Origin of the sequence: Pseudoalteromonas haloplanktis ATCC 14393, assembly GCF_000238355.1 — a bacterium.
Lineage (GTDB): Bacteria > Pseudomonadota > Gammaproteobacteria > Enterobacterales > Alteromonadaceae > Pseudoalteromonas > Pseudoalteromonas haloplanktis.
Window position 1 is genome coordinate 299913 of record NZ_AHCA01000001.1, and the last position, 22447, is coordinate 322359.

Sequence of the window (22447 nt, forward strand, 5' to 3'; positions counted from 1 at the left end):
AATAGAGCCACTTGAATGAGTGGCTCAATCATTGAGGACACACAATGACTTTAAAAACAGCACTGTTATCAAAACGCGTTATGATGGGAACAGTTCTTGGTTCAAGCCTATTATTAACGGCCTGCCAAGAACAATCTGAACTGAGTACACCACTGCAAGAGAGCGAGACCAACACCCTTGGTAGTGCCCTCGTTGCAAAATTAGACATTGTTAATCCGTCATCATTTAAACGCCCTGATGAACCTATTTATATAAGCTATTACGACTTAGGCCTGAGTCAAGCCGCTGCATTAACGGTGAAAACAGCCGAGCAAGTGGTAGCAAGTCAAGCTGTCGATGTTGACTCTGATGGTGAACTGGATGGTGTGTATTTTATTGTCGATTTAAATGATAAACCTATTGAAGTGACTATCACTCGACAAAGTAAACAACCTCTCACTAAGCAAACAAAGCGCGTTCAGGCAGATCTTGCCCATAAAGAAGGCGGCGAATGGCAGCCACATTCTCGCCCACCCAAACATCAAATTGGCACTGGTAAAAAAGAGTACGTTGGTGGTCGCTTCAAAAATGTTAATGAGCTTACCCCACCCGCTTATTACACCGATCATTCAAACTGGATCCGATATGAGGGCCCTGGCATAGAGTCAGATAAAGTCGGTTATCGTTTTTACCTTGATTGGCGCAACGGTTTCGATATTTTTGGTAAATTGACTACGAAACCTGTATTACACACTGTTGGTCTTGATGGCTATGATTCGTATCATGACAAACAAGACTGGGGAATGGACATTCTTAAAGTCGGTCATTCACTCGGTGCTGGTGGCTTTGGCCTTATCAATGAAGATGATCAACTAGAACATGTTGCTGAAGTGGCATCACGGACAGCCAGAATTCTTGACAATGGAGATTTACGAGCGAGTATTCAAATTGATTATCAGGGCTGGACTAACAGCTACCAACAACAAAATTTAACCGCAAATATCAGTATGCATGGCGGTTCACGCTTAGCACATGTACAACTGAGTACGGATAAAGATTTGCCTAATTTAGTCGCCGGTGTGGTTAAACACCCTGACACTGAGTTTATCCAAGGCGATCTCGATGCAATGAGTAATTATGGCTACAGCTATATTGCCAGTTGGGGTAAACAAAGTTTAGATAAATCATCACTTGGGATGGCCGTTTTCTTTAAAAAAGGCGATGTTATTGACGTACGCCAAGACAAAAATAACTACCTTGCAGTGCTAAAGCCAAAAGGCCACACGACCCAACGAACAGACTATTATTTTGCCTCTGTATGGCAGCCAGAAAGTGGCATCAGTGATAAAGAAAGCTTTATTGAGTACCTTGATCAACAAGCCCAAAGGTTGACTATTAAACCGCGTATTACGTTGCATACCACAGTCACTGCAAAGCAAACAACACAGAAACTCAATGCCGTAGCTGCAATTAATTGGGCTCGTGCCCTTGGGGATTCTGAACTACAGAGAAAAACGCTGAGCTATCAGGCCAACGGTTGGGATGTTAACCGCAAACGCACTCCAAAATTTGAATATGACATTATAGGCTTACAGCCATATGCATATTACCAGTTGGGGGTAGCAACTAATGAGCAAGTATATAAAGACGTAATAACACAAGTTACAGGCAGTTTTATTGATCAACAAGGGAAGATCAGCGCTTATAAACAAAGCAATTATAACATTGATAACATTCCGCCTGGACGCAACTTGATCCAGCTATATCAAGACACTAAACAGCCACAATACTTAACGGCTGCGAAAGCCTTACGCGAGCAATTACACTTACAGCCTCGTACATCACAAGGCGCATTTTGGCATAAAAATAAATACCAACATCAAGTATGGCTTGATGGAGTTTATATGGGCATGCCTTTTTTAGCTCAGTATGCTAGCTTATTTGAAACGGGCCACCAGCAACAAGAAAGCTTTGCGGAGGTGGTCAATGAATTTAAGCTAACTCGTGAAGCACTACGCGATCCAAAAACAGGACTTTACTACCACGGTTGGGATGAATCTAAACAGCAAGCATGGGCTGATAAACAAACGGGTGTTTCTGCAGAGTTTTGGGGACGTGGTATGGGGTGGCTTGCCATGGCTGTTGTTGATGTACTTGACTACATTCCTGCACAAAACACGAAACAGCGCGCAACCTTGCTTGCTATTGTAAACGAATTGGCCACAGATATTGCCAAAGTGCAAGATGCTGAAACTGGCACATGGTGGCAAGTTTTAGATAAACCAAGCGCTTTGGGGAACTACCAAGAATCAACAGCAACCGCCATGTTTGCTTATTTTTATGCCAAAGCACTTAATAACGGATATATCAATATAGATTATAAAGACACTGCTCTTTTAGCATACCAAGGATTACTTAACCAATTCGCTTTAGTGCACAGCGATGGCACAGTGAGTATGACCAATCAATGTTATGTTGCAGGCCTAGGCTTCGGCCGTGATGGTAGTTACCATTATTATATGAGTGAGCCGGTCAGTAAAAATGATCCAAAAGGAAATGGTCCATTCATTCTTGCAAGCCTTGAAGTAGCAAAACTTCTCACCAAGTTAGACTGAACCATAATTAACACTCCCAGTGAGCATATTACAAATATGCTCATATCACCATCACATCTATTTGCAGATTTTTACCTTTCATGTGATATAAGCTGAGATCTCATTGAATATGTTTAATCATCAAAAACTGAGTGTTTTTACCTTGCTATTACTGTGTTTTAAGCCCTGCACAGCCGCAGATTACACAGTTGCAAACACCTATAACAAACTCGTTAAGCAGTATCCACAGATCCAGCTCCCTGACACCAAGCTACCGAACTCAGTGATAGCACATAAAGCACTCTCCTACAAACAAACTAAAAGCAGTACACAGACTATCGATATTTATCAAAAAAATAAGCAAAGTAAAAAGGCGCCACTGATCATGTTAATCCACGGCGGTGGCTGGCAGTCAGGCACACCAGCATTGATGGCAGCTCTTGCAATTAGTCTTGTAAAACGAGGCTATATAGTTGCCACCCCAAGTTATCGCCTCAGTGATGAAGCGCCTTACCCAGCTGCCCTTGAAGATATAGCGGATGCGTTACTGTGGCTTAAAAAATATGCCTCACGGTATAACATTGATAGCACTAAAATTGCATTAGCAGGTGGCTCTGCGGGTGGTCAATTAGCCGCACTATTAGCGTACAGTGGTGGCATTATTGATGACAGCAACACAAACGCACAGCGTATTAATGTTCAAGCACTTATTAACATCGATGGATTAAGTGATTTTACCTCGCCAGAAGCATTACCGTTTGAAAACAATCCAAATAAAGCAGTCACTTCAGCAAGTAAATGGCTGGGCGGGCGCTACGAATCGATACCAGAGCAGTGGCGCAGCGCTTCCCCTCTTTTCTATATTGATCAAACAGCCCCAGCAACACTGTTCATTAATAGCTCAGTGCCACGTTTTCGCGCAGGCCGCGACAGCGCCATATTAAAATTAAAAGCATTACACATAAGCTGCCAAGTTTATCAATTTAAAGACGCACCTCACTCATTTTGGTTATTCGAGCCCTGGTTAACGCCAACTTATACTGCTATAGATGACTTTTTAGACCGTCAATTTAATAATGGTTTATAGACTACGGTTGGCTATAATTTATAGGCACAATGCCAATTACAGCTAATGTTGTAACTGGCATTAATAATATTACTGAGTCAACGAAATTAAATAGCTGGATAAAATTTGCTGTGCAGTGGCACTTTTAAATTGCGCTTGATGTAGCTTAAACCAGTTATCATCAATGCCATCTTGATCTTCATCGTTAATTAAGCTGAAACCTGCAAATTCTTTTTCATACGCCTGCCAACTGCCTATCAATTCAAACTCATGATCTATTAGGCCATTGTTCTTTATCGTAATACTGTCGGTTAACTGCTGATAAACTATCGAATCAACACTGTCATGAAAAGGGCCATGGGCATTGCGGCTTGCACCAATGTCTTGCAGTTTTATTGCATTATTAAATGATTGCTCTGCACTAATATAGTTCAGCGCTGTTTGCTCTGTAGAGGGAGTAATTGCTTTAGCGCTTAACCAAGGGCTCGTCGCAGTACTGAGTGTTCGCTTAGCTTTTTTAGCCTTTCGGTAATTAACCCCTAAATAGTTATGCTCAGTCAATTGTGGGTTATTTTCAAGTACATTCCCCATAATATATGCTTGATTTTCTTTGATCTGTGGTGAGTACCAAATATCGGCAAACTGCATGATCTTGCTTGCTTTACCTGGCTTATAATAATTATTGATCAGGTTAAAACGACCATTTTCAGATCCATACACATTATTATGCCCCCAGTTAAAAATAATATTATTGATAAGCTCAACAAACTCTTCACTTTGCGAGTACGGTGATTTGAGCCGATGACCATTGATCCTAGGTGTTCGGCTGGCATGATTGGCAATTATATTATTAATAAAACTGGCGTTGGCGCCCCCCCAAATACCACCATAACCATGATCTCCTTTAGGGTGAATCGAATGGCTTAAACTATGCGAGATAATTGAATTTTGTAGGGTAAAGTTTCGATTATTATAAAAACTCGCGGTTTCATCAACTGACCAACTTAACGAACAGTGATCAATAATGACATTATTACTATTACGCACCGTTAATGAATCATCAGCATAGCCAAAGGTGCCTAAGCGAAAGCGTAGATAACGGATGACGACATTGTCAGCAGCGGATACTGTCACAGGAGCACCTACAATTGCGATCCCGCCCGGTGAACTTTGCCCTGCAATGGTGATATTGCCATGTGATATTTTAAGCTCCCCAGCTAATTTGATCACCCCTGATACTGCAAAAACAATCGTACGAGGATGTTTTTGCTTAATAGCATAACGAAGACTACCTGGTTGCGGGTTTTCTAAGTTATCGTCTAATGTGGTTACTCTATACAGTGTGCCATTAATGCCACCACGGCTATATTTGCCAAAGCCTTGAGCCGTGGGAAAAGCCAGATGCGCATCAACCTGCCCTGCATATAAATTAGTCGATAGAGCAATAAACAGCAAGACTATAATACTTAGTAACGCACTGCTTAGATATTTTAAATTATTATTTTGCAAAGTTTGCATAATATTCCTTAGATAATTCGTTTTAAATACTCAATTAAAGAAAAAATTCTCGGTATGAAAATTGACAGCTTCATTAATACAGTGTTAACTTCATGTTATTCCATTTTGCCACCGGTGGCAACTAGGAATTAAAATCAACAGGAATCGCATAACTTGCACACAATTATAAGCCTGAAAAAGGAATAAAAATGAAAAGCATGAGTTTAAGCACGATCGCGACGGCATTAATGATGGCAATGCCACTTTATGCCCAGTCAGCCGATCCTGCACAGCCTAAAGTTGAAAATGATAAATTAACAACTAACGCTGAAAAAAAAGTAGAAGCTGATGATGATATTGAGATTATTGCCGTTACAGGCGTGTATCAAGCTGACTTGAAAGCACGCGCGATGGAACGTGATAGCAAAGCATTTAGCTCAGTTATTGCAACCGATGATATGGGCAATTTCGTTGACCAAAATGTCGCTGAATCACTTCGCAGGATCCCAGGTGTCACTCTGGAACGCAGTGAAGGGGAAGGTAAATATATTGCCGTTCGTGGTCTTGGTCCTAAGTTTGTCTCTGTGAGCATGAATGGTGCAGAGCTATCTGGTGCGGGTGACGACCGCAAAATAGGTTTAGATGGTATTACCAGTGATTCACTTGGTGCTATCGAAGTTTTTAAAACCCTCACCCCTGATATGAATCTAAACTCTATAGGTGGTGCAGTTAACGTTAAAGCAATCTCAGCGTATGAACGTGGTAAAAACACATTAAAAATCAAACTACAAGATTCGTACAATGAACTAAGAGAAGAACAATCACCTAAATTCAGCCTTGACGGTACACAGTTATTTTTAGATGAGAAGATTGGCGTTGGTTTTGCTCTTTCATATGAAGATAGAAAAACACAAGTTGATGAAGTACGTCATCATAGCACTCGTGAATTAAACTTTTTGCAAGGTGGTATTGGTCTCAGCGAAGAGGAACTCAGTGTAGCGCCAGAAATCTTAATCCCTGCTCAACTTGAGAATCGTCGTGAAATTGCTGATCGAGAACGTACAACCGCAACAATCAATGTTGAATTTAAACCTAACGAAGACAGTTTTTATTACATACGTGGTAACTACTCAAATTACACCGATGGTGATGTGGCTCAGCGTGAGTTTTATAACTTCTACAATGGTGATTTAGCCGATGAAGTCATTTACGTTAACCCACAAACTAAAGAGTTTGCCCTCTCTGATATTGATGTATTCAATCAGTACTTTATCCAAGAAGGTGAAACCACGACCACAAACTACAGCTTTGGCGGTGAAAACTATTTTGCTGACACTTGGCGTGTTGATTATGAATACGCGTATTCTAAAACAGACGATGAGTCTGTTGGCGATCGCCGCGCCCAATTCCGTGAACGTGAGAACATTGTTTATGGTCAAGCACGCAGAGACAATATCATAGCTAAAGTACTGACCCCAGCTGAAGCCGCCGCCCTTGGTGGGTTTGCTCTTAAAGATGACGAAGATGTATTTGCAGGTGAAGCAGATGGTGATTTAAGCGATTTATCGAATATGGAATACGATAACTTGTTTATGGAAGACAGCACACGTACAGATGAAATTACCAGTATTAAACTCAACCTACAAAAAGATTTTAATTACGAATACCTTAATTTCGTGAAAATAGGTGGAACCTATAATCAACGCGAACATTACAATAATAAAGACCGTTGGAGTTACACTGTCGATAGTGCCGATTGTGGTGGCGACCAAACCTGTATGGATGTTGCAACATCAAATATTACAGATTACAACTATGCAGTACCTGAAGGTGATTTATTCACCTACCCGTTCGTGTCTCAACAAGACGTCGAATATATTGTAAATTCAACCAAAATTACACGCGACAGTGCCACCGGTGGCGAGGAGTCCATTGATAGTACGAAAGAAGACTATACATTAACCGAAGATACCTATGCAGCCTATGTGATGGCTGAAATTCCTCTGTCTGAGCAGTTAACAGTAATAACGGGTGTTCGCTATGCCCACACTGAGTTCTCATCTACCGGCTTTATGTCACTTGAAAACGATGATTGGAATTTTGGTAATGACAAGATGCTTGATATCGCAGTGCCGCTACCTGAGTCATCGATCACTTACAGTGAGTTTTTCCCAAGCCTCCATGTGCGTTATGAACCAAGTGATACTGTATTAGTTAGAACGTCGTTATGGACCAGTTATACCCGCCCTTCTTTTAAGCAAGCCCGTGGATTTGCAAAGTTTGACGATGATATTAGCTTATGTGACCCAACAACCAATGAATGTTTCAGCACACCAGATGGCCAAAGTGCGATTGAATTACAAGGTTATATTTTAGGTCCTGATAATGCAGTTCAAGTGGGTAACCCCAATTTAGTTGCAATGACATCCGACAACTTCGATGCATCATTTGGTTGGTATCCATCAAAAGAACTCTTTATGGAAGCAGCGGTATTTTATAAAAATATCGATAACTTCATTGTTGATGTTACCGGCATTCAAATGGGTATCGATGAGTTGCCACTGACTTTACCTGTAAATCAGGTCTCAGACTTTGCCATTCCTCAAGATCTCGTATTAAACCAAGTGGATATTACACTCAATGGCGATAAAGCAACCGTTTATGGTATTGAGCTTAGTTACAATCAATTCTTTGACAATGGATTATTTTGGCAAAGTAATATGACCTTTGTTGAAAGTGAAGCAGAACTTGATGCCACAATCCGTCAAAGCAAAATGCAACTACCTGGCCAAGCTGATATGACCGGTAATATCTCGGTTGGTTGGGAAAATGAGTCATTTTCATTTCGGTTAATTAGCAATTACCGCTCAGACATCCTCGAAGAAGTAGGCTCTTGCCCTGTCTCTGCCTCGCTATCAGATCCTCACGCTTGTAAATCATGGGCAGATATCTACCAAGACGATATTTTAACCTTTGATATGAAAGTTAAATATGATTTCACAAAAAATCTAACTGTGTACTTTGATGCCATTAACTTAACGGATGAATCCGATTTACGTTACTTCAAAGGTAATGATTTAGCGGGAGGCGAGATCCTCTATCAACGTGAAGATTATGGTCGTACTTTCCAATTAGGTATGAATTATAAATTTTATTAATAATCAATGAATAACAAAACGTTAATGCCACACACAATTAACGCGTAAATGACACGCTTCATCCTTGGAGGGATGCATGAATAATACAATAAAAATACCATCGTGTTTGCTGATCACAGCGATCTTGGCAGGCTGTGGTGAAGAAAGCTCTATCAATGTCAAAGAAGCCCCTTTGCCACCTATTCAAGGGGTATTTGTTGACAGCCCAGTCGCTGGTTTAACCTACAATAGCCCGTCGGTTACTAATGGAGTAACAACAGCCGAAGGACAGTTTGATTACTTTAGAGGTGAAGCTATCGATTTCTCAATCGGTGCTCTTACCTTTCCAACGGTTTCAGCTGCTAATGTACTCACGCCACTGGCTTTATTTTCTACAGATACCGTGTTTCACCCCGCTGTTATTAATAGCCTACGTTTATTACAGTCCCTTGATGTCGATGGTGATCCTAGTAATGGGATTACAATTAGCGCACAAGCGGCACAAGTTGCACAGATGTCTTTAGCAGAAGGACAAACAGTAACTGACTATTTTAGCAGTGATGAATTTGAGGCCAACGTAAATGCGTGGCTAGCGGATGCAGGTTCCGTGAATAGTACTTTGATCCCAGCAGATCAAGCAATTGTGCACTTTGTTGATTTTATTTTTAAACAATATAACAGCACACAACCTTTAGCATTTAATACCAGTGATTTTACGGGTACCATTTACAACCCGCTAGTTCAAGGCAGTGAAGCAAGTATTGCTCAGTTAGTGTTGACACCTGACGATGAATTAAACTTAGCAGGGACTTTTAGCCATGTTGCTGATGGAGAAGAAACCACAACGGGCAGCTATGCATTCTTATTTGGTAACCGTGTTATTGCGCTTACATCAGGTGAAGGAGAATCTGCAACTACGCAATACATTGTTTCTCGCTCACATAATACTGTAAATAATACCTATAGCGTATGTGCCACTAGCGATCCAAGCGCACTGGCAACACTTGTATTAACGTGTGATAGTAATGATGATGCTAAAAACAATATTTTAGCCTTTTCAGAACAACAAGCCCAAGAAGAGCTGGTTAAACTGAACGATTTAGCACAACAAGCGGGTTTAGCTTTAATTGAAGAGTTTGATACCGATACTGAGACATTTTTCTCATCAAGTTACAAGAGCTTGTCAGATGAGCAAGGTAGCGGCCCGTTATATTTTAAAAGCGGCGGTAGTGCAAAAATTGACGATGTAGCAGGCCAGCTTATTCTTGAAGGTGACCGCATAACAATCGGTAATACCCTACCCGGCAAAGAGTCAGCAGCCTCTGATAGCTCCGGTGTTGGTATTTATAATTTAAGCGAAGGCTTTACCATAAGCTTTGATGTTATCGCCCATAACAATGCGGGGGGATTATCGCTGTATGTTGATAATAATACTGCCAGTCAAAGTAATTCTGTTCACGGTGGTGCATCTAAGTTTTATGGTAAAGATATCAACGAGACCAATACCCCTGTAGGTCAGCGTTTTTCTTATACCTATGTGCCTGGCGAAGATGTCAACACTGGTGCTGATCTCACGCATGTTGATGCCCGTGGTATTTTGAATCCAGATATTAAAAACTCGTATTTCCAAATACGCACTGATTCAGCTGCAATGATTGTCATTGATAATTTAACCATTGAAACAGTGGCGACCGATGTGCCTGATGTTGAACCACCCGTTGAGCCCCCTGTTGAACCGCCCGCTCAAGGTGAGATCCCAACAATAGAATTACCAATCACCACTGACTTTACTATGCTTACAGCAGATATTTTCTCTGTTGATCATCAAAAAATTATTGATGCTAACGGCGATGAAATCCCCATGTTTAGCAAAACGGGTGGCTCAGTTACTGTCATTGATACAGGTTTAGAGCTCAATGGAGGACGTTTTACATTAGGCAACACCACCCCAGGTATTGAAACTGCAGCAACGGATACCACCACCAGTGGTGCGCTGGATTTATCTCGCCCGTACCAAGTGGTGATGGATATCGTGAGTGTAAGCGACCCTGAAGGTGATAATAAATTCCAAATCTATGTGGATAACAACTCCTCAAGCAGTTCTAAATCACTACTCGGTGGCGACTCTCGTTTCTATAATGAACTAATCAACTCGTTAACGCCTGGCCAAACTTTAACTGTACCAGGCCTACTTGCGTCTAAAAATTCATTTTTACAGTTACGCACTGAGACAGGTGGCACTGTGGTGATCAATAACCTCAGAGTTGAATATGTAAAAGATCCATCCGTATTTAGTTGTGACGACGCTCCCCAGTTGTATTTTTGTGACGACTTTGCCAATGGTGACTTAAGTAATTGGCAGATTTTAGCCAAGCCAGATAACATCGAAGCTCCAATGGGTGAGTTTGATGTGCTCGACATGATGGGTAATAGCATGATGCGTTACACAGCAGGTGGTGCAGGTGGTGAAATTATTTTAGCCACTGAAGAAGCGATGGCTAACGTGCCCACTACAGGTAACTACTTTGTTGAAGCGAAAATTCGTCCACGTCAAAATAGCACCACGGCCAATAAGCAAATTTTCCTAATGGCTCGCTACTTAAATGCTGGTAATTGGTATGCTGGTGGCTTAAATGTGCAAAACTCATCAAGCAGCACCCAAGTAGAAGTTGCAGTCAGTAGTGAAGGCTCAATCTCACGCCCAGTGCAAACGAAATCGCCTATTTTACTCGGTGAAAAAGGCGCTACTGAAGACGGTGTGTGGTATACAACACGATTTGAGATGATTGATGATCAACTCACCGTATATTTAAACGGTGAAAAAATGGGCACTGCTAGTGATAGCAGCTATACTGCGCGTGGTTTGATTGGGGTATTCACAAACAACCGTTCGTTTGAAATTGATGATGTTAAAGTGGGCGATCCGAGCATCAAACCTATCCAGCTAACCCTTGATTACAAAGAGCCAGCTTGGGATACCAGTACCACTATGGACCCACTTGTGATCAATGTCACAGCAATCAAAAACGATGGTATTACAGCCGATACCTACACTGTCACATCAAGCAATGATGCTGTGGTCAGTGTGACTATCGATGCAAATATGATCACCCTAACGCCTATTGCTGCAGGTGACGCCACTGTGACGTTTGTATCTGATTCTGATCCAACCATCACTCGAACCATTACAATCTCTGTCGCTGAAGGCTTCGTTATGCCAGATGCTGACTACGGGGATTTAACAAGTAAAGTGATGCCAGCGATTGCTAGCGATAATCAATTTGTTGATACTCAGTTATCGATTACTTTTGATAACGCGCCCACTTTCGGCAGTTTAGGTGAAGTACGTATTTATAAACAAAACGACAACACCCTAGTTGATACCCTAAAAGTAGGTAAGAATGTCGATGTGATTGGCTACACAGGCCAAGATAAATTGCGCTCTGTGTATTACCACCCTCTTACAATTGAAGGTAACACCTTAACCATTAAGCCACATAATAATGTACTTGAATATGGCCATACCTATCGTGTTGTCATTGGGGATGATGTGGTAATTGGCGCTCAATTAAATGGCGCTGACTTTGTCGGCTTAGGTGATAACAGTCAATGGACATTTACTACTAAAGTAACTACACCTGCGAGCAACCAACTACTGGTTGATGATGACGGTGTTGCTGACTTTAGAACTGTGCAAGGTGCCCTCAACTTTGCGATGACAAGCCTTGGTAAAGATGAGCAAACTACGATTTCTATTAAAGATGGCATCTACAATGAGTTGCTGTTCCTACGTAATAAAAATAATGTAACGTTACAAGGACAAAGTCAGGACAATACCATCATTCAGTATGAAAACTACGAAACACTCAATGGTGGCTCTGGTGGCAGTGCGCCAGTCAGCTCAGGCACACCCGGTGGTGGTCGTAGTGTATTCTTGGTTGAAGGCGCTGATATGTTAGTGATCAACAACCTAACATTGAAAAACACCCATTTACGTAACAAGGTTGACTCAAACCAAGCAGAAACGATTTACTTTAATAGTAATGGTCGTTTGGTGGCTAATAATGCCCGCTTTATCAGCGAACAAGACACCTTGTTACTTAAAGGCTACACATGGTTTTACAATACCTTAGTCGCTGGTAACGTAGACTTTATTTGGGGCTATCCTGTTACTGCACTCTTTGAACATAGCGAAATTCGCACGATTGGTGATTCTAAAGACGGTGATCCAACTAAAGACTCATCAGGTGGCTATGTACTGCAAGCCCGTGTGCCAGTACCAACAGATCCTGGTTTTATCTTCTTAAATAACCGTTTTACTCATGGCCCAGGCCCAATTGGCAATGATGTGTTAGATAACTCAACCTACATTGCACGCAGTGGTGGTAATGACAGCTACTTTGACAATGTAACCCTTATCAACAATAAATTTGATACGCATATCGCAACCTCAGGTTGGGCAGTGCAAGGGGTAAATGATCAACCGGCATCAAATCCTGAGATTGCCACAGCGACCAGTGGCTGGCGCGAATACGGCAGCATGGACTTAGCAGGTAATGCGCTTGATTTAAGTGCTCGTGTTGGTGGTTACATTATGCAAGACAGCGACGTGGTTAACTTACTTGACCGAAATGCAATTTTTGCCAACTTTAATGATGGTCAAGGTTGGACACCTGAACCTCTTGCCATACCAGTGTTACCCGATGAGCCTGTAGCAATAACGCCTGTGAATAATAGCCTTGGCTTTGCCGGTTATAATTTTAACCTAACCGGTGGCGCTGGTGGAACTGTAGTAACGGTCGATAATGGTGCAGCGCTTAAATCAGCTTTAGCTCAAGCTAAATCTTCTGGTGTTCCTGTCACTATCTATGTAGATGGTGTAATTACCGATGCAAACAGTGGCGGCGACAACACATCAATCGAAATTAAAGATATGGATAATATCTCAATCATTGGTGTTGCAGATCGGGGGGAGCTCAGTGGCATTGGCATCGCAATTCGTCGTGCTAATAACATCATTATCCAAAACTTGAAAATTCATGAGGTACTTACCGGTGGGAAAGATGGTATTTCAATTGAAGGTGATGAAAATAAACCGACTGCCAATATCTGGATTGACCATAACGAACTTTACTCATCGTTAAATGTTGATCAAGACTATTATGATGGTTTAGTTGACTCTAAATCAGGTGCGCAGAACATCACTATTTCCTATAACTACATTCACGATAGCTGGAAAACATCGCTGCATGGTCACAGTGATGATGACTCAAGCAGTAATAAAAATCGCCATATTACATTTCACCATAACCGGTTTGAAAACATTGTATCGCGTGTTCCATTATTTAGATTTGGTTTAGGTCATATCTTCAACAACTACTATAACAATATCACCTCGAGCGCGATTAACTCACGAATGGGCGCAGAGCTACATATTGAGAATAACTACTTTGAAAATACTAAAAACCCTGTAGTGTCATTTTATTCAAAAGTCATTGGCTACTGGAATACATCAGGCAACTACCTCGGTGAAGGTGTAACTTGGGGCGATGTAGCTGATGGCGATGTGGCTGCAGAAGTAACGCCAACAGGTTTAACACCTACAAGCTCTTACCAAGCGCCTTATGACTATACGTTAACACCCGTAATGGATGTTAAAGCCCATGTAATTGCTCATGCCGGTATTGGTAAGATTGATCAAAGTGATTTAGAGATTCCTGAGATTGCTGCGCCAAGTGAGCCGCCAGTACAAGAGCCCCTTGGTTTACCATTTACTGAGAACTTCTCAGCAGCGAATACTGACGAGTTCTTTAGTAATAGTTACCGTGATTTATCAGGCCTAGCCGGCTCAGGCACGCCTCTGTTTCATCGTGTTACAGGCAGTGTGGAAGTATCTGCTGGGCAATTAACCATGACTGGAGCGCGTATTAGTATTGCTAATACGACACCGGCGGTGGGTACAACCTCAGCAGATGCAAGTACGACGGGCTTACTTGACTTAAGTAACAGTTATCAAGTGAGCTTTACAGTGGCGGATGTTACAGGTAATACCGCAAAAAGCTTCCAGATCTATGTAGATAACAATACTTCTGGTAGCGCTAATTCAATCCACGGCGGCTCATCAAAGTTTTATTCAGTTAAACTTGAAGAGCTTGTCCCTGGGCAAACGTACACAGTTGATGGATTGGTAGCCACAGCGACCTCATTCATCACTATCAGAACGGAAAGTGAAGCCACTATCACACTGGATGAGATAACCATTCAGTAGTTGTAATGAGAGCAGCCAAACGCTGCTTTCATACCAATCGTGTTAAGTTACTGACCATTTATAGCGACAGATAAATGGCGTGATAACAAGGCATAAATTTTGACATATAGTTGTTCTCGGCAATTGCTCCTGCATTGCTCTACCTCCTGCATCCATGCAGTCGTACATGAAAAATTTATAACGCAGTTAGCGCTTTATTTAGCCCGCTAGAATGGTTAAATATTTAAGTCGATTGGTATCCCACAATTTGATAGTTACCAATACCCTTGCCCCGCACAGCAAGGGTATTTTTTTATTCCTATAATTTCATTACCTGACACAGCGAACCTCAGATTGAAGCCCTCATTTACTCCTCATTCTTTTCTCTTTAATGCAATAAAATTTTTAAGTGAATAATTCACAAAGAGATTAAGAAACGCTGAGCTTAAAGAGCTAAGGCATCATGAAATTAAAGTTTTTAAATTAATATTAGGGTCAAACGTGGCGGGACTTGCCCCATTCAAAATGTGCCAGACATAAAAAATAAACGCCCTACTAAGTAAGGCGCATTGTATGTCCGTAACCAAAGGTTCTGAGGGGTTAATTTGTACTACTTAGCGCATCTATTCGTAGATTCACGCTTCACTAAATAGGGGGTGATCACCTCATCGAGTTTTACACGTTCACTTTGAGTTGATTGACTTTTATTAATCAACTTTTGCACCGCTAAGCACGCCATATTCTGCACTGGACGCCGAATAGTGGTTAACGATGGAATAATACGTGAGGCCAAAATATTATCATCAAAGCCTGCCACTGAAAGCTCTTGCGGCACTTTTATATTCAAGTTATTAGCAACACGTAACACACCCGCTGCCATTTCATCATTATTAGCTACTATGGCGGTTGGACGAGGCTCTGTGCTTAATAAACTCATTGCGCACTCTATCCCACTTTCGTAACTGTTTTTCCCTTCTACAATACGATGTGGCGGCAATTGTACATTACACACTTGCAACTCGGCCAAAAAGCCTGCCAAACGCTCAATTGATGAACGATACACTTGCGGACCTGAGATAAAACCAATGTCTTTATGGCCAAGCTCAACTAAGTAGCTGGCCATTTCTTTCATCGCTGCGCGCTCATCTGAAACAACAATGTTATCAGCATCATCTAAATCAACGGATGCTAAACGCACATACGGGCAACCCGCATCACGAATAGCAGCAGCAAGCTCTTTATTTTCTGACACCGGTGGCAAAATAATGACGCCATCAAGTTTAGAGCGTGAGATAAATGACAAACAATCATCAATAAATTCAGCACTTTTAGAGTAACTTGGATGCACAACCAGCTCATAACCTAGCTCTGAACACACACTGAGTGCCCCGCGTTGAACTTGGTCGATATACAGGGCATCGGGGTTATCGTAAATCAAGCCTAATAAGTAAGAACGACTAGACGCTAAACCGCGTGCCTGTTTATCTGGTGAGAAGCCAACTTCCTTTATTATTTGTAAAACCCGTTCTCGGGTAGCCTCGCCAACTGCCCCAGAGCGGTTGATCACACGCGATACGGTGCGTTTCGACACACCGGACAATTTCGCCACATCATTAATCGTTACTGACATAAAAGTTCCTGTTTTAGGATGTAATCAAAGTTTAACACTAACCCTAGATTCATAAAAGTCTCTCGTCAGCCGTTCTTTTAATGAAAGTTAATAACCTGTATTTCAGGGGTGTTAACCGGTGAACGGGTTAAATAAAAGCATGATCTAATAGTAGAAAAGAAAATGGAACTACTTGAGTTCCATTCTAAATAATAATTAGGCTATACGTTACTCTATAAGCCCAAATAAGCGAGGTAATGTTTCACTAATTGCCGGCACATACGTAACCAGCATTAACACTAAAAACATCACGCCATACAGTGGTAACATTGGTTTGATGATTTTATGCAACGATGTTTTGGCCACCGCACAACTGACAAACAATACACTGCCAACCGGTGGTGACACTAAGCCGATTGATAAGTTAAGCACAATCATAATACCAAATTGAATGGGTGACATACCAAATTCCATTGCCACAGGTAAAAAGATAGGTGTAAATATCAACACCGCTGGGGTCATATCAATAAACGCACCAACCAAAATTAAAATTAGATTGATCAACAGTAAAATTAATAATGGGTTATCACTGAGTGTTAAAAAGAACTCACTGACCAATTGTGGAATATGTGTATATGACAATAACCACGACATGCCCGACGATGCCGCAATGATCAACATAACAATGGCCGTTGTTTCACATGCTTTTAATAATAAAGCAGGTAATTCAGCAGGGTTTATTTCACGATAAATAAATACCGACAACACTAACGCATAAATAACCGCGATCGCCCCAGCTTCGGTTGCTGTAAATACTCCACCAATAATGCCGCCAATAACAATAAAAATAAGCAATAAACTCGGTAACGCAGCGAGTATTTTTTCGAGTACAATTTTAAATGGTAATCGTGCGGTTACTGGGTACTTATTTTTAATCGAGTAGATTGCACAAACAATCATCAGTGCCAGGCCAACCAAAATTCCTGGTAAGTAACCTGCAATGAACAAAGCAGCAATCGACACCCCACCACTTGCAATCGCATAAATGATTAAAATATTGCTCGGTGGTATTAACATTCCGGTGGTGGCGGCACTGGCCGTTACGGCTGCAGCAAAACTGGCACTGTAGCCATGTTTTTTCATTTCAGGCACCATAAAACTACCAATTGCTGAAGTTGCAGCCACTGCTGATCCTGAAATTGCGCCAAATAGCATACACGACATCACATTCACTAAGGCTAAGCCGCCAGGTAAAAAACCAATCATCGCCATCGCACATTCAATAAGCCGCTTAGCAATACCGCCTTGCCCCATAATTAACCCAGACAGAATAAAAAATGGGATAGCTAATAATGCAAAGCTATCTATGCCCCCCGCCATTTGTTGGGCTATGGTGGTAGTCGCGGGGGTAAAATCAATGTGCATTAATAATGCAGCTAAAGTCGATAATGCAATACATAAAGATATTGGCACATTAATAAACAATAACGCAAAAAAACAAACGATTAATACTATTGCCGTTAAATCCATTATGCTTCCTCTTTAAATGTTTGCTGAGCGTAGGTGATCAAGTTTTCGATGCAGTTGATAACTATCAATACACCACTGAGCGGTAATACCAGATACACGTAACCCATATTAATACCCAGAGCCGCTGATGTTTGCTTTAATTCAAAACTCAACATCATTAAGCGGCTACCGCCATAGACTAAAATGCTGAGCGCAGTGACTAGCACGCAAATTTCAATAACAAATGAACATTTATGTCTAATTGATGGGATCATTTTTTGGTAAAACAGATCAAGTCCTAAATGGGCCTTAGTTCGATATGCATAGGAGGCCCCTAACACCCCGATCCAAATAAGTAAAAAGCGGGCTAACTCTTCGGTGTACGAGCTTGGTGCACGCAGAATGAATCGTGAAAAAACTTGCCAACAGACAACGGTTACAATCGCTATCATGGCTAAAATCAGTAATCGCTCGATGATGCGATTTAAGTGTGTGTTTAGTTGTCGCATTGTGTGCCTCTACATGCTTTTTATTTTTTTAATATGCTCTGCAACCGCTGTATTAGCGAACGAAGCATGAAAATCAGCCACTTTATCTTGAAACGCTTGCTTATCTGGGTAAGTCACTTCTACCCCCTCTGCAATGACCGCTTTAAGGGCTTCATCGGATGCGCTTTGCCACAATGAGCGTTGATACTCAACCGAGTCTGCCATTGCTTGGCTTAACCATTGTTGTTGCTCACTATTGAGTGAGTTCCACACTTCAAGGCTTGCTAAAATAACGTCAGGAACAAAAGTATGTTCATCTAACGAATAGTATTTGGCAATTTCATAATGACGAGATAGGTAATAACTTGGTGGATTATTTTCTGCGCCATCCACAACCCCTTGTTGCAATGCCGCATACAATTCCCCCCATGCAATCGGTGCTGCTGCGCCGCCTAACGCTTGCACTGTTGCAACCGCTGTTGGACTATTTAACACGCGGATTTTTTTACCAATTAAATCATCCGGCGTATTAATCGCACCATTGGTCGTATAAAAGCTACGGCTACCGGCATCGTAATACCCTAAGCCTTTGAGCCTTGCGGTACTCACTTTATTGAGTAACTCAGCCCCTAAATCACTTTTTAGCACCCGCCAAAAGTGCTCGCTATCACGAAATAAATACGGAATACCAAACACTTTCATCTCAGGCACAAATCCTTCAAGAGGACTTGCTGAGACTTTCGTAATGGATAAACTGCCAATTTGCAGTAATTCAATAAGTTCACGCTCTGAACCAAGCTGACCACCGGGATAAATAACAATTTCCATTGTGTTATTTGAATAAAACGCTAAACGTTCGGCCATATATTCCATTGCTTGGTGTACCACATGGCGGGTATCGAGAGTATGCGCCATGGTCAGTCGCACTGTTTTTTTCTCATTACTGCAACTGCTAAGTAACATTAACGAACACACCAGTACTAATTTTATGAGAAGATTTCTATGCATTATTATTTCTTCTTATCGCTATATGATCACAAAAGAGCTGATTATCTCAGCTCGCTCGGTTGATATTTATCCATATCATCATAATCGAGGTTTTCTCCTGCCATGCCCCAAATAAAACTGTAATTTTGTGTCCCCGCGCCAGAGTGAATAGACCATGGTGGTGATACGACTGCTTGCTCATTATGTACCCAAAGATGGCGAGTCTCTGTAGGCTCTCCCATAAAATGACACACAGCTTGTTGCTCGGGAACTTCAAAATAGAAATACACTTCGTTACGACGATCATGCTGATGAGCTGGCATAGTATTCCAAACACTACCCGGTTTTAATTCCGTTAAGCCCATTTGTAACTGACATGTTTGCACCACAGTATTGATCAGCATTTGATTAATATCGCGCTCGTTGGAGGTTTCAAGCGCTCCTAAATGCAATACATTGGCATCATCGCGGGTGACTAACTTGTTTGGGTACTTGTGATGTGCCGGTGCAGAATTAAGATAAAATTTTGCAGGGTTCTGGCTATCGTGACTTTTAAATACCACATCATTAGTATCTTTACCTAAATACAATGCATCTTTATAGCCAAGCTTAAAATCTTGACCATCAGCAGTCACCGTGCCACTACCACCGACATTAATGACCCCCAGCTCTCGGCCAGCTAAAAAGTTTGCGGCTTTTAAATTATCTACCGTCTCTAGTGTAAGCGGTGTATTTGTTGGTACTGCGCTGCCCACCATAAAGCGTTCATAGTGAGTGTATAGCCAATAAATGGTGTTATCTTGCATGAGTTTATCGACCAAGAACTCATCTCTTAACTGTTGGGTGTTATAGCCTTTCACTTCATGTGGACCAACTGCATAACGTGACTCTATTTGTGTGCTCATAATTGCTACCTAAAATTAAAAATTATCGTGCTAACCAGCCGCCATCAACGGCAAGAATATGGCCATTGACGTAGTCACTGGCTGTTGATGATAAAAAGATGGCTGATCCAATTAAATCTTCAGCTTCGCCCCAACGCCCTGCGGGTATACGTTTTTCAATTTCGCTATTACGGGTCGCATCATCTTGCAAAGCTTGAGTGTTATCTGTTCTGAAATAACCAGGTGCAATGGCGTTAACCTGAATATTATGTTGTGCCCACTCGTTCGCCAACGCTTTAGTTAAACCAGCCACGGCATGTTTGCTCGCAGTGTATGCCGGCACTGTCATACCGCCACTGTAGGACAGCATTGAAGCAATATTTATTATTTTGCCAAAACCTTGTTGGATCATATTCGGCGCTACAGCTTGTGCTAATAAAAAGCTGGCATCGAGATTTACTTTCATCACGTTCTGCCATTGCTCATATGGGTAATCCACTGCGGGGCTACGAAATATTGTGCCACCAACATTAACCAAAATATCAATACTGCCATGGTTTGCTAAAGCTGTTGCTGCTAGGGTATTTACTGAATCTGCATCACTTAGATCTGCAGCATAATCATAAGCCTCCCCCCCCTGTTCTTTGATCATCTGGCACGTTGTTTGGCAGCCCAGCTCTTTACTGCTGCTACAAATAACCTTTGCGCCTGCAGCAGCTAAACCCAGCGCAATTTGTTGACCCAATCCACGGCTTGCACCGGTGACGAGCGCTGTTTTTGAAGTAAGATCAAACAAAGTGGTTGTCATTTTAAATTCCTATAAAAGTATTTATTGCTTAATTACTAACTTGATGTAAATCGAATTAGCTAAACTTGTTAACACCCATTCTTCGCTACCGGTGGCAGTTTGTCAAATATTATTTGCCACCGGTGGCAAATGTGGCTAAGATATAAAAATCAATCAGCCCATATAACGTTTATAGGTTCATATTATGCAAGCACTGAATAGAAAAAACTTTAATAAAAACAAATACCCAACAAAAATAATGCAATACGGTGAGGGAAACTTCTTGCGTGCTTTTATCGATTGGCAAATTGATAAATTGAACGAAACAAGCGATTTAAATGCCGGTGTAGCAGTGATCCGACCTATTGATTATGACGCAATTCCTTTACTTAATGTCCAAGATGGTTTGTATACCACCATTATTCGTGGCCTAAATGAGCAAGGAGAAACGGTCGCTGATCATCGTATTATTAGTTCAATCAATGAAGAAATTCCTGTTTACAAAGATTTCCCACGTTATATGGCACTGGCTGAAAACCCAGATCTGAAAATTATTTTTTCAAATACCACTGAAGCTGGGATTGAGTACATTGATACGGATAAGCTCGATGATGCGCCAGCAAAGGCATTCCCAGCAAAATTAACGCAATGGTTATTCCATCGTTTTAACCATTTTAATGGCTCGCCTGACAGCGGTATGGTGATCATTCCTTGTGAGTTAATCGATTATAACGGCGAGAAACTTAAAGAAATCGTCTTTCAATACTGCCAGCTTTGGCAACTACCACACACATTTGTAACCTGGCTTAATGAGTCTAATTACTTTTGCTCAAGCTTGGTTGACCGAATTGTGACAGGCTTTCCTCGCGATGAGCATCAGCAACTACAAGAATCATTAGGTTACTTAGATAACTTTATGGTGACAGCTGAGTATTTCCATTTATTTGTTATTCAAGGCCCGCAGCATCTCGCTGAGCTACTCTGCCTACAAAACAGTGATCTAAATATCAAAATTGTTGATGATATTTCACCATATAAACAACAAAAGGTGGGGATTTTAAATGGGGCACATACCGCGCTAGTACCACTGGCTTATATGGCAAATATTGACTCTGTTGGGGATGCTCTGGCGGATCCATTGTTTGAAAAGTATTTAACACAATTAATTTTTAGTGAAATCATCCCTACCCTTGATTTGCCAGAAGAAGAACTAAAACGCTTTGCTAATGATGTGCTCAATCGTTTTAGGAATCCGTATATTTGCCATTTATTACTGTCTATCTCTCTCAACAGTATGACTAAGTTTAAGACCCGTATTTTGCCGCAATTACATACTTATGTAGCAACTAATAACGCAGTTCCAAATATGATGGCACTGGCTATTGCTGGGCAAATCTTAATGTATAAAGGTCTACGCAATGAGCAACCAATTGAATTAAGTGACGCACCACAATGGTTAGAGTTATTTAACACCTTATGGCATGACTTTGATAACAATGCATTGTCCCTAACAGCCCTTGTTGAACAAGTTTTAGGCGCAAAATGGCATTGGGAAAGTGATTTAAATGAAATCCCAGAATTAACTGCCACCGTTACCACTCACCTACGTACTATGCTCACCAACGGTGTTGGTGCCACGCTTACTAATCAGTTAGGCCAATAA

Annotated in this window: 12 protein-coding genes; 5 read left to right on the plus strand and 7 right to left on the minus strand. The window is 41.4% G+C overall.

Annotation, left to right across the window (positions count from 1 at the left end):
• The first annotated feature begins 44 nt into the window (after positions 1-44).
• Together PHAL_RS0101170 and PHAL_RS0101175 are read left to right on the plus strand one after the other, a co-directional pair.
• Positions 45-2594 (plus strand): glycoside hydrolase family 88 protein, encoded by a 2550-nt coding sequence (locus PHAL_RS0101170; RefSeq protein ID WP_016706565.1) that lies wholly within the window; start codon positions 45-47, stop codon positions 2592-2594.
• 109 nt (positions 2595-2703) lie between these two features.
• Complete coding sequence (locus PHAL_RS0101175; RefSeq protein ID WP_016706566.1) at positions 2704-3660, plus strand: alpha/beta hydrolase; 957 nt, start codon at positions 2704-2706, stop codon at positions 3658-3660.
• A 69-nt stretch (positions 3661-3729) separates the two neighbouring features.
• On the opposite strand, the gene PHAL_RS0101180 is transcribed toward PHAL_RS0101175, so the two are convergent.
• Positions 3730-5157, minus strand: a complete 1428-nt coding sequence (locus PHAL_RS0101180) for a pectate lyase family protein (RefSeq protein ID WP_016706567.1) — start codon at positions 5155-5157, stop codon at positions 3730-3732.
• 188 nt (positions 5158-5345) lie between these two features.
• Between PHAL_RS0101180 and PHAL_RS0101185 the strand changes: the two genes are divergently transcribed.
• Both PHAL_RS0101185 and PHAL_RS0101190 read left to right on the plus strand, forming a co-directional pair.
• Positions 5346-8294 carry a TonB-dependent receptor gene (locus PHAL_RS0101185; protein ID WP_016706568.1) on the plus strand — a complete coding sequence of 983 codons (2949 nt, stop codon included), beginning with the start codon at positions 5346-5348 and terminating at the stop codon, positions 8292-8294.
• A 76-nt stretch (positions 8295-8370) separates the two neighbouring features.
• Positions 8371-14541, plus strand: a complete 6171-nt coding sequence (locus tag PHAL_RS0101190; protein WP_016706569.1) for a pectinesterase family protein — start codon at positions 8371-8373, stop codon at positions 14539-14541.
• Between the two features lie 589 nt (positions 14542-15130).
• Here the strand turns inward: PHAL_RS0101190 and PHAL_RS0101195 are convergent.
• The 6 genes from PHAL_RS0101195 to kduD all read right to left on the minus strand — a co-directional run bounded on the left by PHAL_RS0101195 (position 15131) and on the right by kduD (position 20805).
• Positions 15131-16150, minus strand: coding sequence for a LacI family DNA-binding transcriptional regulator (locus PHAL_RS0101195; RefSeq protein ID WP_016706570.1), 1020 nt, complete (start codon positions 16148-16150; stop codon positions 15131-15133).
• Positions 16151-16357: 207 nt separating this feature from the next.
• The gene (locus PHAL_RS0101200; protein ID WP_016706571.1) at positions 16358-17659 is read right to left on the minus strand and encodes a TRAP transporter large permease; all 1302 of its coding nucleotides are present in this window, start codon (positions 17657-17659) and stop codon (positions 16358-16360) included.
• Positions 17659-18147, minus strand: a complete 489-nt coding sequence (locus PHAL_RS0101205; protein ID WP_016706572.1) for a TRAP transporter small permease — start codon at positions 18145-18147, stop codon at positions 17659-17661. Before PHAL_RS0101205 ends, PHAL_RS0101200 begins: the two co-directional genes overlap by 1 nt.
• A 9-nt stretch (positions 18148-18156) precedes the next feature.
• A complete protein-coding gene (locus tag PHAL_RS0101210) occupies positions 18157-19134 on the minus strand; it encodes a TRAP transporter substrate-binding protein (RefSeq protein WP_029215968.1) in 978 nt (325 codons plus the stop codon).
• Between the two features lie 41 nt (positions 19135-19175).
• Positions 19176-20018: a 5-dehydro-4-deoxy-D-glucuronate isomerase gene (gene kduI, locus PHAL_RS0101215; RefSeq protein WP_016706574.1), complete on the minus strand. Its 843-nt coding sequence runs from the start codon at positions 20016-20018 to the stop codon at positions 19176-19178.
• 22 nt (positions 20019-20040) lie between these two features.
• Positions 20041-20805: a 2-dehydro-3-deoxy-D-gluconate 5-dehydrogenase KduD gene (kduD, locus tag PHAL_RS0101220; protein ID WP_016706575.1), complete on the minus strand. Its 765-nt coding sequence runs from the start codon at positions 20803-20805 to the stop codon at positions 20041-20043.
• A gap of 184 nt (positions 20806-20989) precedes the next feature.
• On the opposite strand from kduD, the gene PHAL_RS0101225 reads away from it, so the two are divergent.
• Positions 20990-22447, plus strand: coding sequence for a tagaturonate reductase (locus PHAL_RS0101225; RefSeq protein ID WP_016706576.1), 1458 nt, complete (start codon positions 20990-20992; stop codon positions 22445-22447).

Bases quoted from the DNA above. Each gene is read 5' to 3' on its own strand.
- PHAL_RS0101195 (WP_016706570.1), bottom strand. From the start codon at position 16,150: ATGTCAGTAACGATTAATGATGTGGCGAAATTGTCCGGTGTGTCGAAA.
- PHAL_RS0101185 (WP_016706568.1), top strand. From the start codon at position 5,346: ATGAAAAGCATGAGTTTAAGCACGATCGCGACGGCATTAATGATGGCA.
- kduI (WP_016706574.1), bottom strand. From the start codon at position 20,018: ATGAGCACACAAATAGAGTCACGTTATGCAGTTGGTCCACATGAAGTG.
- PHAL_RS0101210 (WP_029215968.1), bottom strand. From the start codon at position 19,134: ATGCATAGAAATCTTCTCATAAAATTAGTACTGGTGTGTTCGTTAATG.
- PHAL_RS0101200 (WP_016706571.1), bottom strand. From the start codon at position 17,659: ATGGATTTAACGGCAATAGTATTAATCGTTTGTTTTTTTGCGTTATTG.
- PHAL_RS0101205 (WP_016706572.1), bottom strand. From the start codon at position 18,147: ATGCGACAACTAAACACACACTTAAATCGCATCATCGAGCGATTACTG.
- PHAL_RS0101225 (WP_016706576.1), top strand. From the start codon at position 20,990: ATGCAAGCACTGAATAGAAAAAACTTTAATAAAAACAAATACCCAACA.
- PHAL_RS0101180 (WP_016706567.1), bottom strand. From the start codon at position 5,157: ATGCAAACTTTGCAAAATAATAATTTAAAATATCTAAGCAGTGCGTTA.
- kduD (WP_016706575.1), bottom strand. From the start codon at position 20,805: ATGACAACCACTTTGTTTGATCTTACTTCAAAAACAGCGCTCGTCACC.
- PHAL_RS0101190 (WP_016706569.1), top strand. From the start codon at position 8,371: ATGAATAATACAATAAAAATACCATCGTGTTTGCTGATCACAGCGATC.
- PHAL_RS0101175 (WP_016706566.1), top strand. From the start codon at position 2,704: ATGTTTAATCATCAAAAACTGAGTGTTTTTACCTTGCTATTACTGTGT.
- PHAL_RS0101170 (WP_016706565.1), top strand. From the start codon at position 45: ATGACTTTAAAAACAGCACTGTTATCAAAACGCGTTATGATGGGAACA.